The organism is Leclercia sp. (assembly GCF_036780805.1).
In the GTDB taxonomy this organism is placed as follows: Bacteria; Pseudomonadota; Gammaproteobacteria; order Enterobacterales; family Enterobacteriaceae; genus Enterobacter.
This window is the reverse complement of the sequence record NZ_DAIQCE010000019.1, coordinates 21,482-35,007: the sequence shown is the minus strand read 5'-3', so window position 1 is coordinate 35,007 and position 13,526 is coordinate 21,482. Positions and strand designations below refer to the sequence as shown.

Below are 13,526 nucleotides of genomic sequence, written 5' to 3'. Positions count from 1 at the left end.
GGTGAGGCTATTAGTCTGGTTGTTCTGAATGGTAATAATACAAAAGTATGGTTTTTTAACCTTATACCAGGCGCATCCGTATATGGCCCTACGACATTAGTATTATTTTTCCCGGGAGTATTATTTTTAGTTGCGCAGTGTAGAACACAACCGCGGAAGTTTCCGGATCAATTATTAATAAATATTTTCGAATAAAGTCGAGGCTGTACGCGTTTATCTGTTGGATGTTCCCTGTGAAGCTAACCGGAGTCACCACCATGCGTAAACTCACCTCTGCCTGTTTCATGCTGATCGTTCTCGTCCAGGCGCCTCTGGCGCTGGCGATGGGCGATAATAATACCGACAAGACCACCCCGGACTGTCCGAAAGGACAGGTGTACGACAGCGTCAGCAAAAAATGCGTGCCGGATAAGTCCGGCAGCCTCAGCGATCTGGATAAAACTAATTACGCGTACCATCTGGCGAAAAAAGGCGAGTATCAGGCGGCCCTTAACCTGCTCGACAGCCTGAAAGACGGCAACACGGCGGAGGCCTGGAACTATCGCGGCTATGCCACCCGCAAGCTGGGGCGCACCGACGAGGGGATTGGCTACTATCAGCGTTCGCTGGCCCTGGCCCCGAATTACGCCAAAGCGCGTGAGTATCTTGGCGAAGCCTGGATGGTGAAAGGCCGTCCCGATCTCGCCGGGGAGCAGCTGAAAGCGATTGCCGCCATCTGTGGCCAGGACTGTGAAGAGTACCGCGATCTGCAGGCGGCCATTAACGGGCATCCTGAATCCTGAAACCGGGCGTGAGGATCGAAAAATCACCACCAGCGACGTTCGTCAGCAGCTTGCTGTACATCTGAATCGCCTCTGGCGCTACGGCCTGGTGCTGTCGCGCAACCGGGATATGGCCGAGGAGCTGGTGCAGGCCACCTGCGTGCGTGCCCTGGAAAAGAGCGCGCAGTTTGCGCCGGGCACGCGCCTCGACAGGTGGCTGTTTTCGATCCTCCATTCGATCTGGATCTCCGATCTGCGCGCACGCCGCGTGCGGATGGGGCAGGGCTTTGTCGATACCGAGGATCTGCTGGCCCCCGACACTCACGAGCAGGACGAGGATCGGCAGCGTTATCAGCAGATCATGCGTCGGGTTAACGCCCTGCCGGAGGCGCAGCGCAATACGCTCTTCCTGGTCTACGTTGAAGGCTTTAGCTATCAGGAGGCGGCCGGGATCTTATCGGTGCCGGTGGGCACGATCATGAGCCGTCTGGCCACCGCCCGGGCGACGCTGGCAAAAACGATGCCCGTCCCGCCTGCTGCACAGGAGAAACGCTGGTGAAAACGATCCGCTTTAGCCCCCCTTACGGCGATGAGGCCATCGTGGCCTGGCTGGATGGCGAGATGGAGGAGAGCGATGCCGGGCAGTTTGCCCGCCAGCTGCGCAGCGACGACCAGCTCGCGGGGCGTACCGCAGAGCTGATGAAGAGTAACCAGGATTATCGTCAGGCCTTTTCCCTTCTGCTGGACGAGGCCCCCGCTGCGCGGATGCAGGCCCGGCTGGCGGCCCACCTCAGCGAACAGGAGCCGCCACGTGCGGGAGTCAGCCGCCGGGCGCTGATTGCCGCCTCGGTCTGTTTTCTGCTGACCGGCACGGGCGTGGGTTATCTGGCGCGCACCCTGTCAGGCGAAGGGCCGGAGGAGCGCGATGAGAACGCCAGCATCCGCGATCTGGAGGCGCATTACATGTCGCTTTACAGCGCGGAAACGCTGCTCGACGCCGACAGCTCGCCCCCGTTGCTGCGCCGCGGCCTGGCCCGCATCGCCCAGGATGTGGGGCTGCAGCTGCACGAGCAGCAGCTGGCCCTGCAAAACAGCGAATTGAAGATGGTGCGTATTCTGCGCTATGAACATACCGCCATCGCCCAGATTGCCTGGAACCAGGCCGATTATGGCCCGCTGGCGCTGTGCGTCTCGGCGCTCGGGCAGGGGCGTGCAACCGCGATTGCCACCGAACAGCGTTACGGGATGCATATCGCCTGGTGGCATGCCCGGGGCTATCAGTTTGCCCTGATTGGCCGCACGCCCGCTGCGCAGTTAGAGAAAGCGGCCCGCCAGCTGCAGGCCGCGCTGTCATAACGCCGAGCCGGGCTTCGTCTGGATCTCAATGGCAATGGCGATCCGATCGTCCACCACCAGCGCAAAGCGATCCATTTTATAGGCCGATCGTGAGATGGCGGTTGTGGCATGCAGGGCGATCGCCTCTCCTGACAGGCGATCGAGCCGGGCATCGAGGATCACCGGCCGGCTGACATCCCGGACGGTGAGGTTACCAAAGGCGCGGTAGCGATCCGGGCCGAGCTTCACCACCCGGGTGCTGGAAAAGGTGATGGTCGGGTAGCGGGCAGCATCAAAAAACATATTGCTCTTCAACTGCCAGGTGAGCAGGTTGTTGGAGGCCTGCAGCGTCGCTACCGGAACGGTGACGTTGATGCGATCGTCAAATTCATTGTCCGGATTCAGCGTGACCGTTCCCGTCACTCCCTTCAGATTCGCCCACGACGGAATGCCGCCAAAAGCGCGCCACGACAGCCTGATGGCGGTCTTGTCCGTGTCAATCGTGTGCACGATCGGCGCCGCAAAAAGCGACGGGCAAATAAGCGTGACCACCAGCAGGAGAAGAAGGCGCAGCATAAGGTCTCCCTTTCATAGAGCGCAGGTTTATTCGACATAGGGCCCAGCGTGAGATAAGCGTAGAAAGATGAAAGCGCATCGGCAAGGAGGGTTATCAAATCGTGCTACAGTGAGCCATTAAAATTTGATCTCAAAGGATTTTACGATGGATTTGCTGGATAGCGTGAAACTGAAATATCCTGGCGCCCGGGCATGGGCCTTCGGCGATAGCCCTCAGATGGCCAACGAACTCGCGGAGCTGGTCGTTAAAGGGATCAAGACCGCCTCCTGCGGCTCGCTGGCCTCCTTTAATGCCGATGAGGACGCCCCCGGTCCCGGAAGTTACCATATTATTCTGAACGGCCAGGGCGCGCCGGTCTGCGTTATCCGAATGGTGTCTCTGCGCTTGGTGTGCTTCTCTGAGGTGACCGAAGCCTTTGCCCGCCAGGAGGGGGAAGGGGATTTGAGCCTGGCATACTGGCGCGAGGAACATAAAGCGTTTTTCACCCGAGAAGGGGTGTATGCAGAGGATATGGAGCTGGTGGCGGAAGAGTTTAAAGTGGTAGAGGTGGTGTGATGTGCACGAAAGGCCCCCTCTCCCTTGAGGAAGCAGGTCGGGGGCCTGGAATATTTAAAGCAAAATATTCTCTTAGGAAATTATTTTGATTTAAGTGAAATAAACATGCAAAGGCGATGGAATATCAACAAACGACGCTATTTGGTGGTCGTGTCGTTTAAGAAATTAAAAAAGTAGATGTACTTTTGATATCAATGCAGAGCCACTATTGTCTTCAGCGTAAAAAGACCTTTCTCACACTATGACATTCAACTCTATGAATAATCTGTTTTTTATATTTCTTAATTGATACATTTCAGGCTTAACCATCATTTTGCCAGACAAGCATGGTTCATCCCATCGCGGGCTGGTAGCCCTACCATAGGAAATACTCTCTTCATGAACGATTTATCGGCTACACCGACCCGCTTTACCTCTATTGAAGAACTGGGGTTAACAGGTGAGATACTCTCTATTTGCACGAATTACGCTGATGGAAAAGGAGTACTCGAATTAAACCTTTCTACAGGTACCGGAATGTCGGGTTACTGGTTAATCGATCAGAAGCGGCATTTTGATCATGTGGTGTTGCGTGTAAAAGAGTCCGATAAGACCTACAAAATATATACCGGACGCTTTATTAACCTTCAGTCACCTGAGGGTAAGAGCAAGAAGATTGCTGTCTTTGACAATCTGAAGTTTCAGGGGATCACAAACACCAATTCCCAAACCTTCAATGGTGGAAAGTACAGCGGACATGGACGAACCTATGTCACCGTCCTCTCCTCATCGGAACCTCAAATCGACGAACCGGAGTCGGACGCGGACGCGTTTCCCGCGACCTTCCGTGAAGGTTCGGAGAGAGTTATCCGGACACGCCCAGACCAGTCCCCCTTCGCGGAAGCCGTCAGAGTAAACTGTTACGGGCGTTGTGTCGTAACGGGTGCCACATTGCGATGGCGTACCGAAGCTGCACACATTATCCCACACAGCGATCGAGGTATTCCTGACGTTTCTAATGGCCTGTTGTTGCGACGGGATATCCATGCTCTCTTTGATCAAGGGCATTGTGCAATTAATCCCGACACGATGATGTTGCACTTCAGTCTGTCATCCCTTCAGCAGGATAGCGATTTGGCTGAATTTCATTTAACTGAAATCACACCTGAAAAACTACAGAAGCCCGTTAATAAACATTTTCTGCTTACCCACTGGCAGTGGTTTGTACAAAAACAAGGTGAAGAATAACGCTTCAAAAGCTAACAATGTTAGCGCCTCTACTGCTATGAAGTAGTAACACGCTGCACGACTGCAATGCCGGGTGGCGGCTATGCCTTACCCGGCCTACGAAATCCGTCTTTGACCTTGTAGGCCCGGCAAGCGAAGCGCCGCCGGGCAGCCGCACCCCGACCTACGGACAGTAAAAGTTGTTGGGTTGTTTGCCACCGATCGTTATTCTGTCAGCACATGACTCTGTGAACATTCGACTATGCCAACCGCTGAAACCTTTATCACTTTCCTGTTCGCGCTCTTGCTATTAGAGATCTCACCCGGCCCGGACATGATGCTGACCATTGCCCGGGGGATAGGGCAGGGGCGGCGTATCGCCTTCCTGACGGTGCTGGGCAATGTGTTTGTTGCCGGGGTCGTGCAGGTCTCTTTCCTGGTGCTGGGCCTGGTGTCTGTGGTCCACGCGTGGCCAGTGGCGCTGGATCTGCTGCGCTGGGCCGGGGCGGCCTACCTGATTTGGCTGGGGATCAAGATGCTGCTCAGCGCGGGCGCGGATACGAAATTAAGGAAGACGGTGCAGATCACCGGACGTGAAGCGGTAAAGCAGGGGGCGATCAACAGCCTGACTAACCCGAAATCGCTGCTCTTTATGTTCGCGTTTCTGCCGCAGTTTGTTAACCCGGCGGTGGGGCCAATCTGGTTACAGCTGCTGATTCTGGGCTCGATCCAGAAGCTGGCAGGAATTTTGTCCCTGGGCTCGGTGGCGATGGCGTCTGGCACCTTTGGCGCATGGTTGGGTAAACACCCCGGCTTCCTCAAATGGCAGGAGCGGTTCACCGGGGTGGTGATGATCGGACTGGGGCTGAGAATGCTGTTCGGCGGTAGCGCCTCTACGACTGCGATGAAGTAAGCCTGTGACAGGCTACCGATCAGCTCCGCCAGCCGGAATTTAACTGGCGGAGGTTTCACGTTTTTTTGACGTTACTTACGCTGGCTGGCGCGTTATTTCTCCATAAGCATTCAAATAGAGGATTTCACACCTTAGTCCTCTTCGCGCTCTCTGACGGCACGCTGGCGTTCGTAGTACTCATCTTCTGCCGAAACGATCTCATCCAGCAGGGAATCCATATCCACGGTATGCGTCTCTTCAACAAACAGTCCGGTGAGCGGAGTTTCTGGGGTTAATTTGCCGTCTTCATAGAGCATCCAGATCTCTTTCCCATAGCGCGTTTTCAGCAGCTGCGGGGCGAACTGTCCGTAATACTCGGTGATGTTATTCACATCGCGTTCAAACATCGACTGGGCATGGTTGTTGGCGGCGGCGTCCACCGCCTGCGGCAGGTCGATAATGACCGGCCCCTGGGCATCAAGCAGCACGTTAAACTCTGACAGGTCGCCATGAACAATACCGGCACACAGCATGCGCACGATATTGCGGATCATGGTGTTGAAGTCTTTTACTGCCTCTTCTTCCGTTAAGGACACATCGCTCAGGCGTGGCGCAACGGCACCTTCACCGTCGGTGACCAGCTCCATCAGCAGCACGCCGTCCAGACACATATAGGGCTGCGGCACGCGAACCCCGGCGTTAGCCAGACGGAATAACGCATCGACCTCTGCCGTGTGCCAGACCTCTTCTTGCTGCTTACGGCCGAACTTTGAGCCTTTTTGCATGGCGCGCGCGTCACGTGTATTGCGGACTTTGCGGCCTTCCTGATACTGCACGGCCTGCTTAAAGCTGCGCTGTGACGCTTCCTTGTACACTTTGGCACACTGGATTTGGTCCCCGCAAAGGACAGTATAAACGTCAGCCTCTTTGCCGCTTTTCAGGCGTTGAAGCACGTTATCTATCAGGCCGTCATCGACCAGGGGCTGGAGTCTGTTTGGGATTTTCATGCGGCTTTTATAGCGCATTTTTGCCGCTTTTCGTACCAGAAACGCAGCCAAAAAGATTAAAAGCGACGATTAAAATGAGAGTTGCCCCTCACAGCACGTTTTTACCGCGTCATACAGCAACCTGACGCCCGCGGAGAGTTGTTTGCGGTGCGGGCAGATCATATTCAGCGGCACGCTCTCACCCTTATATTCTGGCATTAAAACCTGGAGCCGACCGGCGCGGACATCTTCCGCGACATCCAGCCAGGATTTGTACGCCACCCCCGCCCCGGCGACCGCCAGACGGCGGATCACCTCGGCATCGTCACTCATCATGCTGCCGCTGACGTTCACGCTGTGCATCTCGCCGTCACGCGAGAACGTCCAGCGATCGTGCAAGCGCCCGCGCAGGACAAAGGTGAGGGCGTTGACCCGGCTCAGGTCATCGGGATGGTGCAAGTCACCGTGGTGGGCGACCCACTCCGGCGAGGCTACCAGCACGCGGCGGTTGTCGGGGGCGACGGGGAGGGCGATATAGGAGGCATCTTCCGGCATGCCGTAACGAAAGGCGATATCCACCGGATCCTTAAAGACATCGGCAACCTGGTCGGAGAAAAATATGCGCAGCCGTAATGCCGGGTAGCGGTCGTCGAACGCCTGAAACACCGGCAGCAGCAAGTTGCGGCCTAAATCCGACGGGACGGCTATCTGCAACGTGCCGGAGATCTCCTCTTCCGGAGTCTGGATCTTCTGCATCCCGGCGTACATGGCATCCAGCATCTGTCGCGCGTAGGGAAGCCAGGCTTCGCCTTCCGGGGTCAGGCGCAGGCTGCGGGTGGAGCGCGCAAACAGCCGGATGGCCAGCGACGACTCCAGCCGTTTGATGGCGGCGCTGACCTGCGCCGGCTGGATACCCGCTTCACGCGCCGCATCGCTGAAGCTGCTCAGGGCAGCAACGCGAACGAACAGTATCAGATCCTCAAGCCGCACCATTTTCATCTCCCGAGTATAAGTCTTGTCTCCGCGAGGCTATTTTTCCCGTCACAGCTTCGCTTTACCATCAAATTATTGCGACACAGTGGATAAAACGCCGGAGACATTATGAAAGCCATTGCTATTACCCGTTCTGCACCACATAACATCGACGCCCTGCAGGAGATTGAACTGCCCCAGCCGACGGCGACAGGGCACGATCTGCTGATTGAAGTGAAAGCCATCTCCGTCAACCCGGTGGACACCAAGGTTCGCGCCGGTTTTACCGGGGATACGCCGCGCGTTCTCGGCTGGGATGCGGTGGGAGTGGTGAGCGCGGTGGGCGAGTCGGTGACCCTTTTCGCGCCGGGCGACGAGGTCTGGTATGCCGGGGCGCTGGGCCGGGCGGGCAGCAACAGCGAGTATCAACTGGTGGACGAGCGCATTGTGGCCCTGAAGCCAAAAACCCTGGATAACGCGGCCGCCGCCGCAATGCCATTAACGGCAATCACCGCCTGGGAGATGCTGTTCGATCGGCTGGGCGTTCAGGAGCAGGGCAACGAAGGCGATACGCTGCTGATCGTGGGTGCCGCGGGCGGCGTGGGGTCGATCCTCGTTCAACTGGCGCGCAAGCTGACAAAAATGACCGTTATCGGCACGGCGTCGCGGCCCGAAAGCCAGCAGTGGGTGCGGGAGGCAGGGGCGCATTATGTTATCGATCACAGCAAGCCGCTGTCAGAAGCGCTGGCCGCACAAGGCATCAAAGAGGTGACCCACGTCGCCAGCCTGAACCACACCGCAGCGCACTATGCAGAGATTATTAAGGCCCTGGCACCGCAGGGCAAACTGGCGCTGATTGACGATCCCGAGACGCTGGATGCCCGTCCGCTGAAGGCGAAGAGCATCTCCCTGCACTGGGAGTTTATGTTCACCCGCTCAATGTTTGAAACCCGGGATATGATCGCCCAGCACCAGCTTCTGACCCGCGTGGCGGAGCTGATTGATGAGCAGGTGATTACTACCACGCTGGGTGAGCATTACGGGGCGATCACGGCGGCGAACGTGCAGAAGGCTCATGCACAGTTAGAAACCGGGCGTGCGGTTGGGAAGATTGTGCTGGAGGGGTTTTGACGGGGGCTAATGGCTTTCGCTGGATAAATTGAGGATACAAAAAAGCCCGCAGGCTTGCGCCGTGCGGGCTTTCAGGACTTCGTATCAGGCTCTGGTGACCATCAACAAAGAATTTTGGTGGAGCTGGCGGGAGTTGAACCCGCGTCCGAAATTTCTACATCCTCGGTACTACATGCTTAGTCAGTCTTTACATTCGCACGCCAGCTGCGGACAGACACGCCACTAACGAACTAGCCTGATTAGTTTTAACGCTTCAACCCCAGGCAGGATTTCCACGCGATCTCTTTTGGGTTTGACCTCTCTTTGATCCCCGTCTTAAGAGCGGAAGCTAGGGAGAGAGGGCTCTTAGCAGGTTATTAAGCTGCTAAAGCGTAGTTTTCGTCGTTTGCGACTATTTTTTTGCGGCTTTTTACGAGGCAAACCGCCCCTCGGCATGCACCTTGGGTTTCGCAAATCCCGTCGAATCCAGAATCAGCCCCAATAGTGTTACAGCAAGTATACCAGAATTTGCAGCCCGGATACCAGTCCGGAACGCTAACTTATTGAATCGCTCAATAAGTATCCGGAAATTAACGGCCTGCGTGCTTCATGATGCGCGCTTTATCAACCTGCCACTCGCGATCTTTGGCGTCGTTACGTTTGTCGTGCTGCTTCTTACCTTTTGCCACGCCGATTTTTACTTTGCACCAGGCGTTCTTCCAGTACAGCGACAGGGCGAGCACGGTATAACCTTCGCGGTTGATACGCCCGAAAAGGGAGTCCAGCTCGCGTTTGTTCAGCAGCAGCTTACGGGTGCGGGTGGGATCGCAGACGTAGTGCGAAGAGGCGACCGTCAGCGGCTGGAAGTTTGCGCCAAACAGAAAGGCTTCGCCGTCTTTGAAGATCACGTAGCTATCACCGATGTTGGCTTTACCCGCACGCAGCGATTTAACTTCCCAGCCCTGCAACGCAAGGCCAGCTTCGAATTCTTCTTCAATGAAATACTCGTGGCGGGCACGCTTGTTGAGCGCAATGGTTGCCGAGCCAGGTTTATGTGCTTTTTTCTTCGTCATAAGTGTCGTGAAGCCGTAGGTAATCTGATGTCAAAAAGTCACCTCATTGCGTCCTGTGAGGTCTAACGCGCTATATTAGCACGAGATGAGGCTCAGCGTTTTTTTAACAGGTGATAAATGTTATTATTTGTTGGTTGTTTGATCAGGAAAAATGTTATGCCTCAGATTAGTCGTACTGCGCTTGTCCCTTACAGTGTGGAACAGATGTACCAGTTAGTGAATGACGTTCAGTCATATCCGCAGTTTATCCCGGGTTGTACCGGGAGCCGCGTGCTGGACTCAGGCCCGACGCAAATGACGGCGGCGGTGGATGTCTCGAAAGCCGGGATCAGCAAAACGTTCACCACCCGCAACACGCTGACCGATAACCAGAGCATTCTGATGCAGCTGGTGGATGGCCCGTTCAAAAAATTGATGGGCGGATGGAAGTTTGTCCCACTCAGTGCCGACGCCTGCCGGATCGAGTTTCATCTCGACTTTGAGTTTACCAACGCCCTGATTGAGCTGGCGTTTGGACGCGTCTTTAAAGAGCTGGCGGCGAATATGGTCCAGGCCTTCACGGTGCGCGCCAAAGAGGTTTACAGTGCCGGCTAACATCGTGGTGGAAGTAGCTTACGCGCTGCCGGAGAAACAGTATCTCCAGCGTGTGACTCTGGAAGAGGGCGCCACCGTTGAAGAGGCGATTCGCGCCTCTGGTCTGCTGACGCTGCGCAGCGATATCGATCTAGCAAAAAACAAAGTCGGGATTTACAGTCGTCCGGTCAAACTGGCCGATAGCGTAAAAGACGGCGACCGGGTTGAGATCTATCGCCCGCTGATTGCCGACCCGAAAGAGCTGCGTCGCCAGCGTGCGGAGAAGTCCGCTAAATAAGCCGCGTTAAAACAAAAAAGGTGCTCATTGAGCACCTTTTTGCATTTCTGAAACCTTACTCTTTGGTGAGCGCGGGTTTGTTGTCGATGTTGGTCAGCACGCCGCTGCTGTTGAAGGTCAGCGTGAGGGTCTGTTGGGTCACGTCTTCATGGCCTGGCTTCTGGCGGAACACGTAGAACCAGGTGTTGGTGCCGAACGGATCGGACATCATCGGTGTGCCCAGGGCATAGGCAACCTGCTGCTGCGTCATACCGACACGAATTTTAGACACATCGTTAGGAGCGAGATAGTTCCCCTGGTTGATGTCAGGGCGGTAAACCACTTTTTCCAGAGTGGAGCAGCCTGCGGTCATCATCAGAAGAACCGCTGCGGCAGCGGTCAGCGTTTTACAGCGCATAGTGATTTGATTCCTTTTCGGGCCCGGGCAATACGCGACGGCTCATATGTAATATGCCGATGATAATAGACCTTTCACCACATTAAAACCTCTGGCGTCCGGTCTGTCGGCGTTTTTATTGTTCTGTATGACCCTGAGATACCGAAAAAGTTTAGGCAGCCAGCAGTTCTTTCGCGTTCGCCAGCGTGTTGCGGGTGACTTCGCTGCCGCCCAGCAGACGGGCCAGCTCCTGCAAACGGGCGCGTTTGTCCAGCGGCTGCATGTGCGTTTCGGTCATCTCGCCGTCGGTTTCTTTACTGACAAAGAAGTGATGGTGGCCGCAACCGGCAACCTGCGGCAGGTGGGTCACACACATCACCTGGGTGGACTCGCCAAGCTGACGCAGCAGTTTACCCACTACCGCCGCGGTCGGGCCGCTGATACCGACATCCACTTCATCGAAGATTAGCGCCGGGGTTTCCATTTTCTTCGCCGTGATCACCTGAATCGCCAGGGCGATACGCGACAGCTCACCGCCGGACGCGACGCGGGATATCGCCTGCAGCGGCTGGCCCGGGTTGGTGGTCACGCGGAATTCAATGCGGTCTGCGCCTTCGGCCGTCAGGTGATTGGCTTCGAACTTCACATCGATGGTGAAAACACCGTGCGGCATCGACAGCAGATGCATGCTCTCCGTGATGTGCTGGCTCAGCTCCTGCGCGTAACGTTGACGGATATTGTGCAACTGCGTAGCGGTCTGCAAGGCCTGCTGATGATGCACGCTGACGGCCAGAGAGAGGGTCTCCAGCGAGTCGGCCTGATCGTCAAGCTGATGCTGCTCATCGAGTAGAGATTGATGGAAGGCAGGCAGCTCTTCCGGCGAAACGTGGTGCTTACGCGCCAGGGAAATCTGGCGCGAAATGCGCTGTTCCAGCTCGAACAGGCGGTTGGGGTCGAGATCCAGACGCTCGCAGTAGTGGCGCAGCTCGTCACTGGCTTCGGAGATCTGAATGGCCGCCTCTTCCAGCATATCCAGCATGCCGGACACTTTACTGTCCATGCCCGCCAGCTCGGTCACCAACTGGCGCACGGTATAGAGCTGGCTTTGCAGATTCACATCCTCGCCGTCGGCCATAAGGTTCAACGCCTGCTGGCTGGTGGAGAGCAACTGACCGCTGTTGGCGAGACGTTTGTACTCTTCGTCGATCTGCTCAAACTCACCCGGCTGCGGACTAAACTCGTTCAGCTCTTTCAGTTGATAGGCCAGCAGTTCGGCGCGGGCCGCGCGCTCCTGGCTCTGCTGCTGATGCTGCGCCAGCTCTCGGCAGCTTTGATGCCACTGACGATAGTGCGCCGCCATCAGCTGCATAAGGTCGGATTCACCGGCATAGCCGTCGAGTAACGACTTCTGCTGTTCAGGTTTGATGAGCTGCTGATGGGCGTGCTGCCCGTGGATCTGGATTAACAGCTGACCCAGCTCGCGCAGCTGGGACAGCGGCACCGCGGTACCGTTGATAAAGCCACGGGAGCGTCCGTCGCTGCTGAGAACACGGCGAAGTAAGCACTCACGCCCATCTTCAAGCTGGTTCTGTTCAAGCCAGCGCAGGGCGGCAGGGGTATCTTTCAGGGAGAAACGGGCGCAGAGATCGGCGCGACTTGCACCGGCGCGAACCATGTTGCCATCAGCACGACCGCCAAGGCACAGCCCGAGCGCATCAATCGCAATGGATTTACCGGCACCGGTTTCCCCGGTGATAGCTGTCATTCCGCTGTTGAAATCAATTTCGAGCTCACGAACGATGGCGAAGTTGCTGATGGTCAGTTGTGCCAGCATAAACGTTTTCCTGTATGAAAAACCATAACTGTGTTTGTGTACAGTATAAACTGGTTTTTTATCCAGTAAAGCGCTGGATGCTAATTCAGAACAATTTTTTCGACCAGCCGAGCTTGGAGCTTAATGTATTGAAATAGCTGTAGTCTTTCGGGTGGATCAGGTTGAGGTGATAATCGCAGCGGCGGATCAGCACATCTTCCCCTTCCTGGATCGGCAGCGCGATTTGGCTGTCGCAGCTGATCTCCAGATCGTTACGGCGGTGTGAGAAGCGCAGACGGATGGTGCTGCTGCTGTTGATCACCAGCGGGCGGGCCGAGAGGGTGTGCGGGAACATTGGCACCAGCGTGATGGCATCCAGCGACGGGGTGAGGATCGGGCCGCCCGCCGAAAGCGAGTAGGCCGTCGAGCCGGTGGGGGTAGAGATAATCAGCCCATCGGAGCGCTGCGAGAAGGCAAAGATTTCGTCGATGTAGACTTCGAACTCAATCATATGGGCCACTTTTCCCGGGTGCAGTACCACTTCGTTAATGGCGGTGCTGATCCGTTTCTGGCAATCCTGCTGGCACACCTGCGCTTCCAGCAAAAAGCGTTTTTCACTGATGTAGTGGCCTTCCAGCACGTCAGCGAGCTGCTGCTGGGCGTTATCCGGGTCGAGGTCGGTCAAAAAGCCCAGGTTGCCACGGTTGATGCCAATGACTTTAATATCGTAACGGGCAAGGGTGCGCGCTGCGCCGAGCATATTGCCGTCGCCGCCGACCACCACCGCCAGGTCGGCCTGCTGACCAATTTCCGCCAGCGTGCCGGTCTTCACATTGGTAAGCTGCAGTTCCTGGGCAATCTGCTGTTCAACAATCACATCGTAGTTTTTCGCGCACAGCCAGCGATACAGCATTTCATGTGTCGTCAACGCAGTAGGGTGACGTGGATGACCGACAATCCCAATACACTTGAAATGGTTGCTCATTTTCTGTAGGTCCT

16 protein-coding genes and 1 other RNA gene are annotated in these 13,526 nt (G+C 56.1%); 9 read left to right on the top strand and 8 right to left on the bottom strand.

The genetic code is table 11. The annotated features are described in order from the left end of the window. The first annotated feature begins 257 nt into the window (after positions 1–257). Genes V7Q49_RS22745 through V7Q49_RS22735 form a run of 3 tightly spaced genes read left to right on the top strand, consistent with a single transcriptional unit; the run spans position 258 to position 2,117 of the window. Positions 258–782 (top strand): tetratricopeptide repeat protein, encoded by a 525-nt coding sequence (locus V7Q49_RS22745; protein WP_333855471.1) that lies wholly within the window; start codon positions 258–260, stop codon positions 780–782. Beyond that, a complete protein-coding gene (locus V7Q49_RS22740) occupies positions 769–1,320 on the top strand; it encodes a sigma-70 family RNA polymerase sigma factor (protein WP_333855480.1) in 552 nt (183 codons plus the stop codon). Before V7Q49_RS22745 ends, V7Q49_RS22740 begins: the two co-directional genes overlap by 14 nt. Beyond that, positions 1,317–2,117: an anti-sigma factor family protein gene (locus V7Q49_RS22735; protein WP_333855469.1), complete on the top strand. Its 801-nt coding sequence runs from the start codon at positions 1,317–1,319 to the stop codon at positions 2,115–2,117. The genes V7Q49_RS22740 and V7Q49_RS22735 overlap by 4 nt, the downstream gene beginning before the upstream one ends. On the opposite strand, the gene V7Q49_RS22730 is transcribed toward V7Q49_RS22735, so the two are convergent. Continuing rightward, positions 2,112–2,672 (bottom strand): YceI family protein, encoded by a 561-nt coding sequence (locus V7Q49_RS22730; protein WP_333855467.1) that lies wholly within the window; start codon positions 2,670–2,672, stop codon positions 2,112–2,114. The genes V7Q49_RS22735 and V7Q49_RS22730 overlap by 6 nt on opposite strands. Positions 2,673–2,817: 145 nt before the next feature. On the opposite strand from V7Q49_RS22730, the gene V7Q49_RS22725 reads away from it, so the two are divergent. The 3 genes from V7Q49_RS22725 to V7Q49_RS22715 all read left to right on the top strand — a co-directional run bounded on the left by V7Q49_RS22725 (position 2,818) and on the right by V7Q49_RS22715 (position 5,347). Continuing rightward, positions 2,818–3,228, top strand: coding sequence for an ASCH domain-containing protein (locus V7Q49_RS22725; RefSeq protein ID WP_333855465.1), 411 nt, complete (start codon positions 2,818–2,820; stop codon positions 3,226–3,228). A 378-nt stretch (positions 3,229–3,606) separates the two neighbouring features. Next, the gene (locus V7Q49_RS22720; protein WP_333855464.1) at positions 3,607–4,455 is read left to right on the top strand and encodes an HNH endonuclease signature motif containing protein; all 849 of its coding nucleotides are present in this window, start codon (positions 3,607–3,609) and stop codon (positions 4,453–4,455) included. 241 nt (positions 4,456–4,696) lie between these two features. Continuing rightward, the gene (locus V7Q49_RS22715) at positions 4,697–5,347 is read left to right on the top strand and encodes a LysE family translocator (RefSeq protein ID WP_333855463.1); all 651 of its coding nucleotides are present in this window, start codon (positions 4,697–4,699) and stop codon (positions 5,345–5,347) included. A 131-nt stretch (positions 5,348–5,478) separates the two neighbouring features. Here the strand turns inward: V7Q49_RS22715 and V7Q49_RS22710 are convergent, their stop codons facing one another. Together V7Q49_RS22710 and V7Q49_RS22705 are read right to left on the bottom strand one after the other, a co-directional pair. After that, a complete protein-coding gene (locus V7Q49_RS22710) occupies positions 5,479–6,333 on the bottom strand; it encodes a PA4780 family RIO1-like protein kinase (RefSeq protein WP_333855461.1) in 855 nt (284 codons plus the stop codon). A gap of 69 nt (positions 6,334–6,402) precedes the next feature. Further along, positions 6,403–7,305, bottom strand: coding sequence for a LysR family transcriptional regulator (locus tag V7Q49_RS22705; protein WP_333855459.1), 903 nt, complete (start codon positions 7,303–7,305; stop codon positions 6,403–6,405). Between the two features lie 108 nt (positions 7,306–7,413). Between V7Q49_RS22705 and V7Q49_RS22700 the strand changes: the two genes are divergently transcribed. Continuing rightward, positions 7,414–8,415: a zinc-binding alcohol dehydrogenase family protein gene (locus tag V7Q49_RS22700; RefSeq protein ID WP_333855457.1), complete on the top strand. Its 1,002-nt coding sequence runs from the start codon at positions 7,414–7,416 to the stop codon at positions 8,413–8,415. A gap of 115 nt (positions 8,416–8,530) precedes the next feature. Here V7Q49_RS22700 and ssrA read toward each other — a convergent pair. Then, positions 8,531–8,894, bottom strand: a transfer-messenger RNA (tmRNA) gene (gene ssrA / locus V7Q49_RS22695). 90 nt (positions 8,895–8,984) lie between these two features. Then, entirely contained in the window at positions 8,985–9,467 is a 483-nt protein-coding gene (gene smpB / locus V7Q49_RS22690) for an SsrA-binding protein SmpB (protein WP_039030084.1), read from the bottom strand. 156 nt (positions 9,468–9,623) lie between these two features. Here smpB and V7Q49_RS22685 point away from each other — a divergent pair, with 156 nt between their 5' ends. Further along, positions 9,624–10,061: a type II toxin-antitoxin system RatA family toxin gene (locus tag V7Q49_RS22685; protein WP_333855454.1), complete on the top strand. Its 438-nt coding sequence runs from the start codon at positions 9,624–9,626 to the stop codon at positions 10,059–10,061. After that, positions 10,051–10,338 (top strand): RnfH family protein, encoded by a 288-nt coding sequence (locus V7Q49_RS22680; protein WP_333855452.1) that lies wholly within the window; start codon positions 10,051–10,053, stop codon positions 10,336–10,338. The genes V7Q49_RS22685 and V7Q49_RS22680 overlap by 11 nt, the downstream gene beginning before the upstream one ends. Positions 10,339–10,393: 55 nt before the next feature. On the opposite strand, the gene bamE is transcribed toward V7Q49_RS22680, so the two are convergent. From bamE to nadK, 3 genes are all read right to left on the bottom strand, one after another. Next, positions 10,394–10,735, bottom strand: a complete 342-nt coding sequence (bamE, locus tag V7Q49_RS22675; RefSeq protein WP_333855450.1) for an outer membrane protein assembly factor BamE — start codon at positions 10,733–10,735, stop codon at positions 10,394–10,396. A gap of 151 nt (positions 10,736–10,886) precedes the next feature. After that, on the bottom strand, positions 10,887–12,548 hold the full coding sequence (gene recN, locus V7Q49_RS22670; protein ID WP_333855448.1) for a DNA repair protein RecN: 1,662 nt from the start codon (positions 12,546–12,548) through the stop codon (positions 10,887–10,889). Between the two features lie 85 nt (positions 12,549–12,633). Beyond that, a complete protein-coding gene (nadK, locus tag V7Q49_RS22665) occupies positions 12,634–13,512 on the bottom strand; it encodes an NAD(+) kinase (protein WP_077227861.1) in 879 nt (292 codons plus the stop codon). Positions 13,513–13,526 lie beyond the last annotated feature (14 nt).

Excerpts from the sequence above, each read along its gene's own strand:
- V7Q49_RS22720 (WP_333855464.1), top strand. The coding sequence starts at position 3,607 with ATGAACGATTTATCGGCTACACCGACCCGCTTTACCTCTATTGAAGAA.
- V7Q49_RS22710 (WP_333855461.1), bottom strand. The coding sequence starts at position 6,333 with ATGAAAATCCCAAACAGACTCCAGCCCCTGGTCGATGACGGCCTGATA.
- V7Q49_RS22715 (WP_333855463.1), top strand. The coding sequence starts at position 4,697 with ATGCCAACCGCTGAAACCTTTATCACTTTCCTGTTCGCGCTCTTGCTA.
- V7Q49_RS22700 (WP_333855457.1), top strand. The coding sequence starts at position 7,414 with ATGAAAGCCATTGCTATTACCCGTTCTGCACCACATAACATCGACGCC.
- bamE (WP_333855450.1), bottom strand. The coding sequence starts at position 10,735 with ATGCGCTGTAAAACGCTGACCGCTGCCGCAGCGGTTCTTCTGATGATG.
- V7Q49_RS22705 (WP_333855459.1), bottom strand. The coding sequence starts at position 7,305 with ATGGTGCGGCTTGAGGATCTGATACTGTTCGTTCGCGTTGCTGCCCTG.
- V7Q49_RS22725 (WP_333855465.1), top strand. The coding sequence starts at position 2,818 with ATGGATTTGCTGGATAGCGTGAAACTGAAATATCCTGGCGCCCGGGCA.
- recN (WP_333855448.1), bottom strand. The coding sequence starts at position 12,548 with ATGCTGGCACAACTGACCATCAGCAACTTCGCCATCGTTCGTGAGCTC.
- V7Q49_RS22685 (WP_333855454.1), top strand. The coding sequence starts at position 9,624 with ATGCCTCAGATTAGTCGTACTGCGCTTGTCCCTTACAGTGTGGAACAG.
- V7Q49_RS22730 (WP_333855467.1), bottom strand. The coding sequence starts at position 2,672 with ATGCTGCGCCTTCTTCTCCTGCTGGTGGTCACGCTTATTTGCCCGTCG.
- nadK (WP_077227861.1), bottom strand. The coding sequence starts at position 13,512 with ATGAGCAACCATTTCAAGTGTATTGGGATTGTCGGTCATCCACGTCAC.
- smpB (WP_039030084.1), bottom strand. The coding sequence starts at position 9,467 with ATGACGAAGAAAAAAGCACATAAACCTGGCTCGGCAACCATTGCGCTC.
- V7Q49_RS22745 (WP_333855471.1), top strand. The coding sequence starts at position 258 with ATGCGTAAACTCACCTCTGCCTGTTTCATGCTGATCGTTCTCGTCCAG.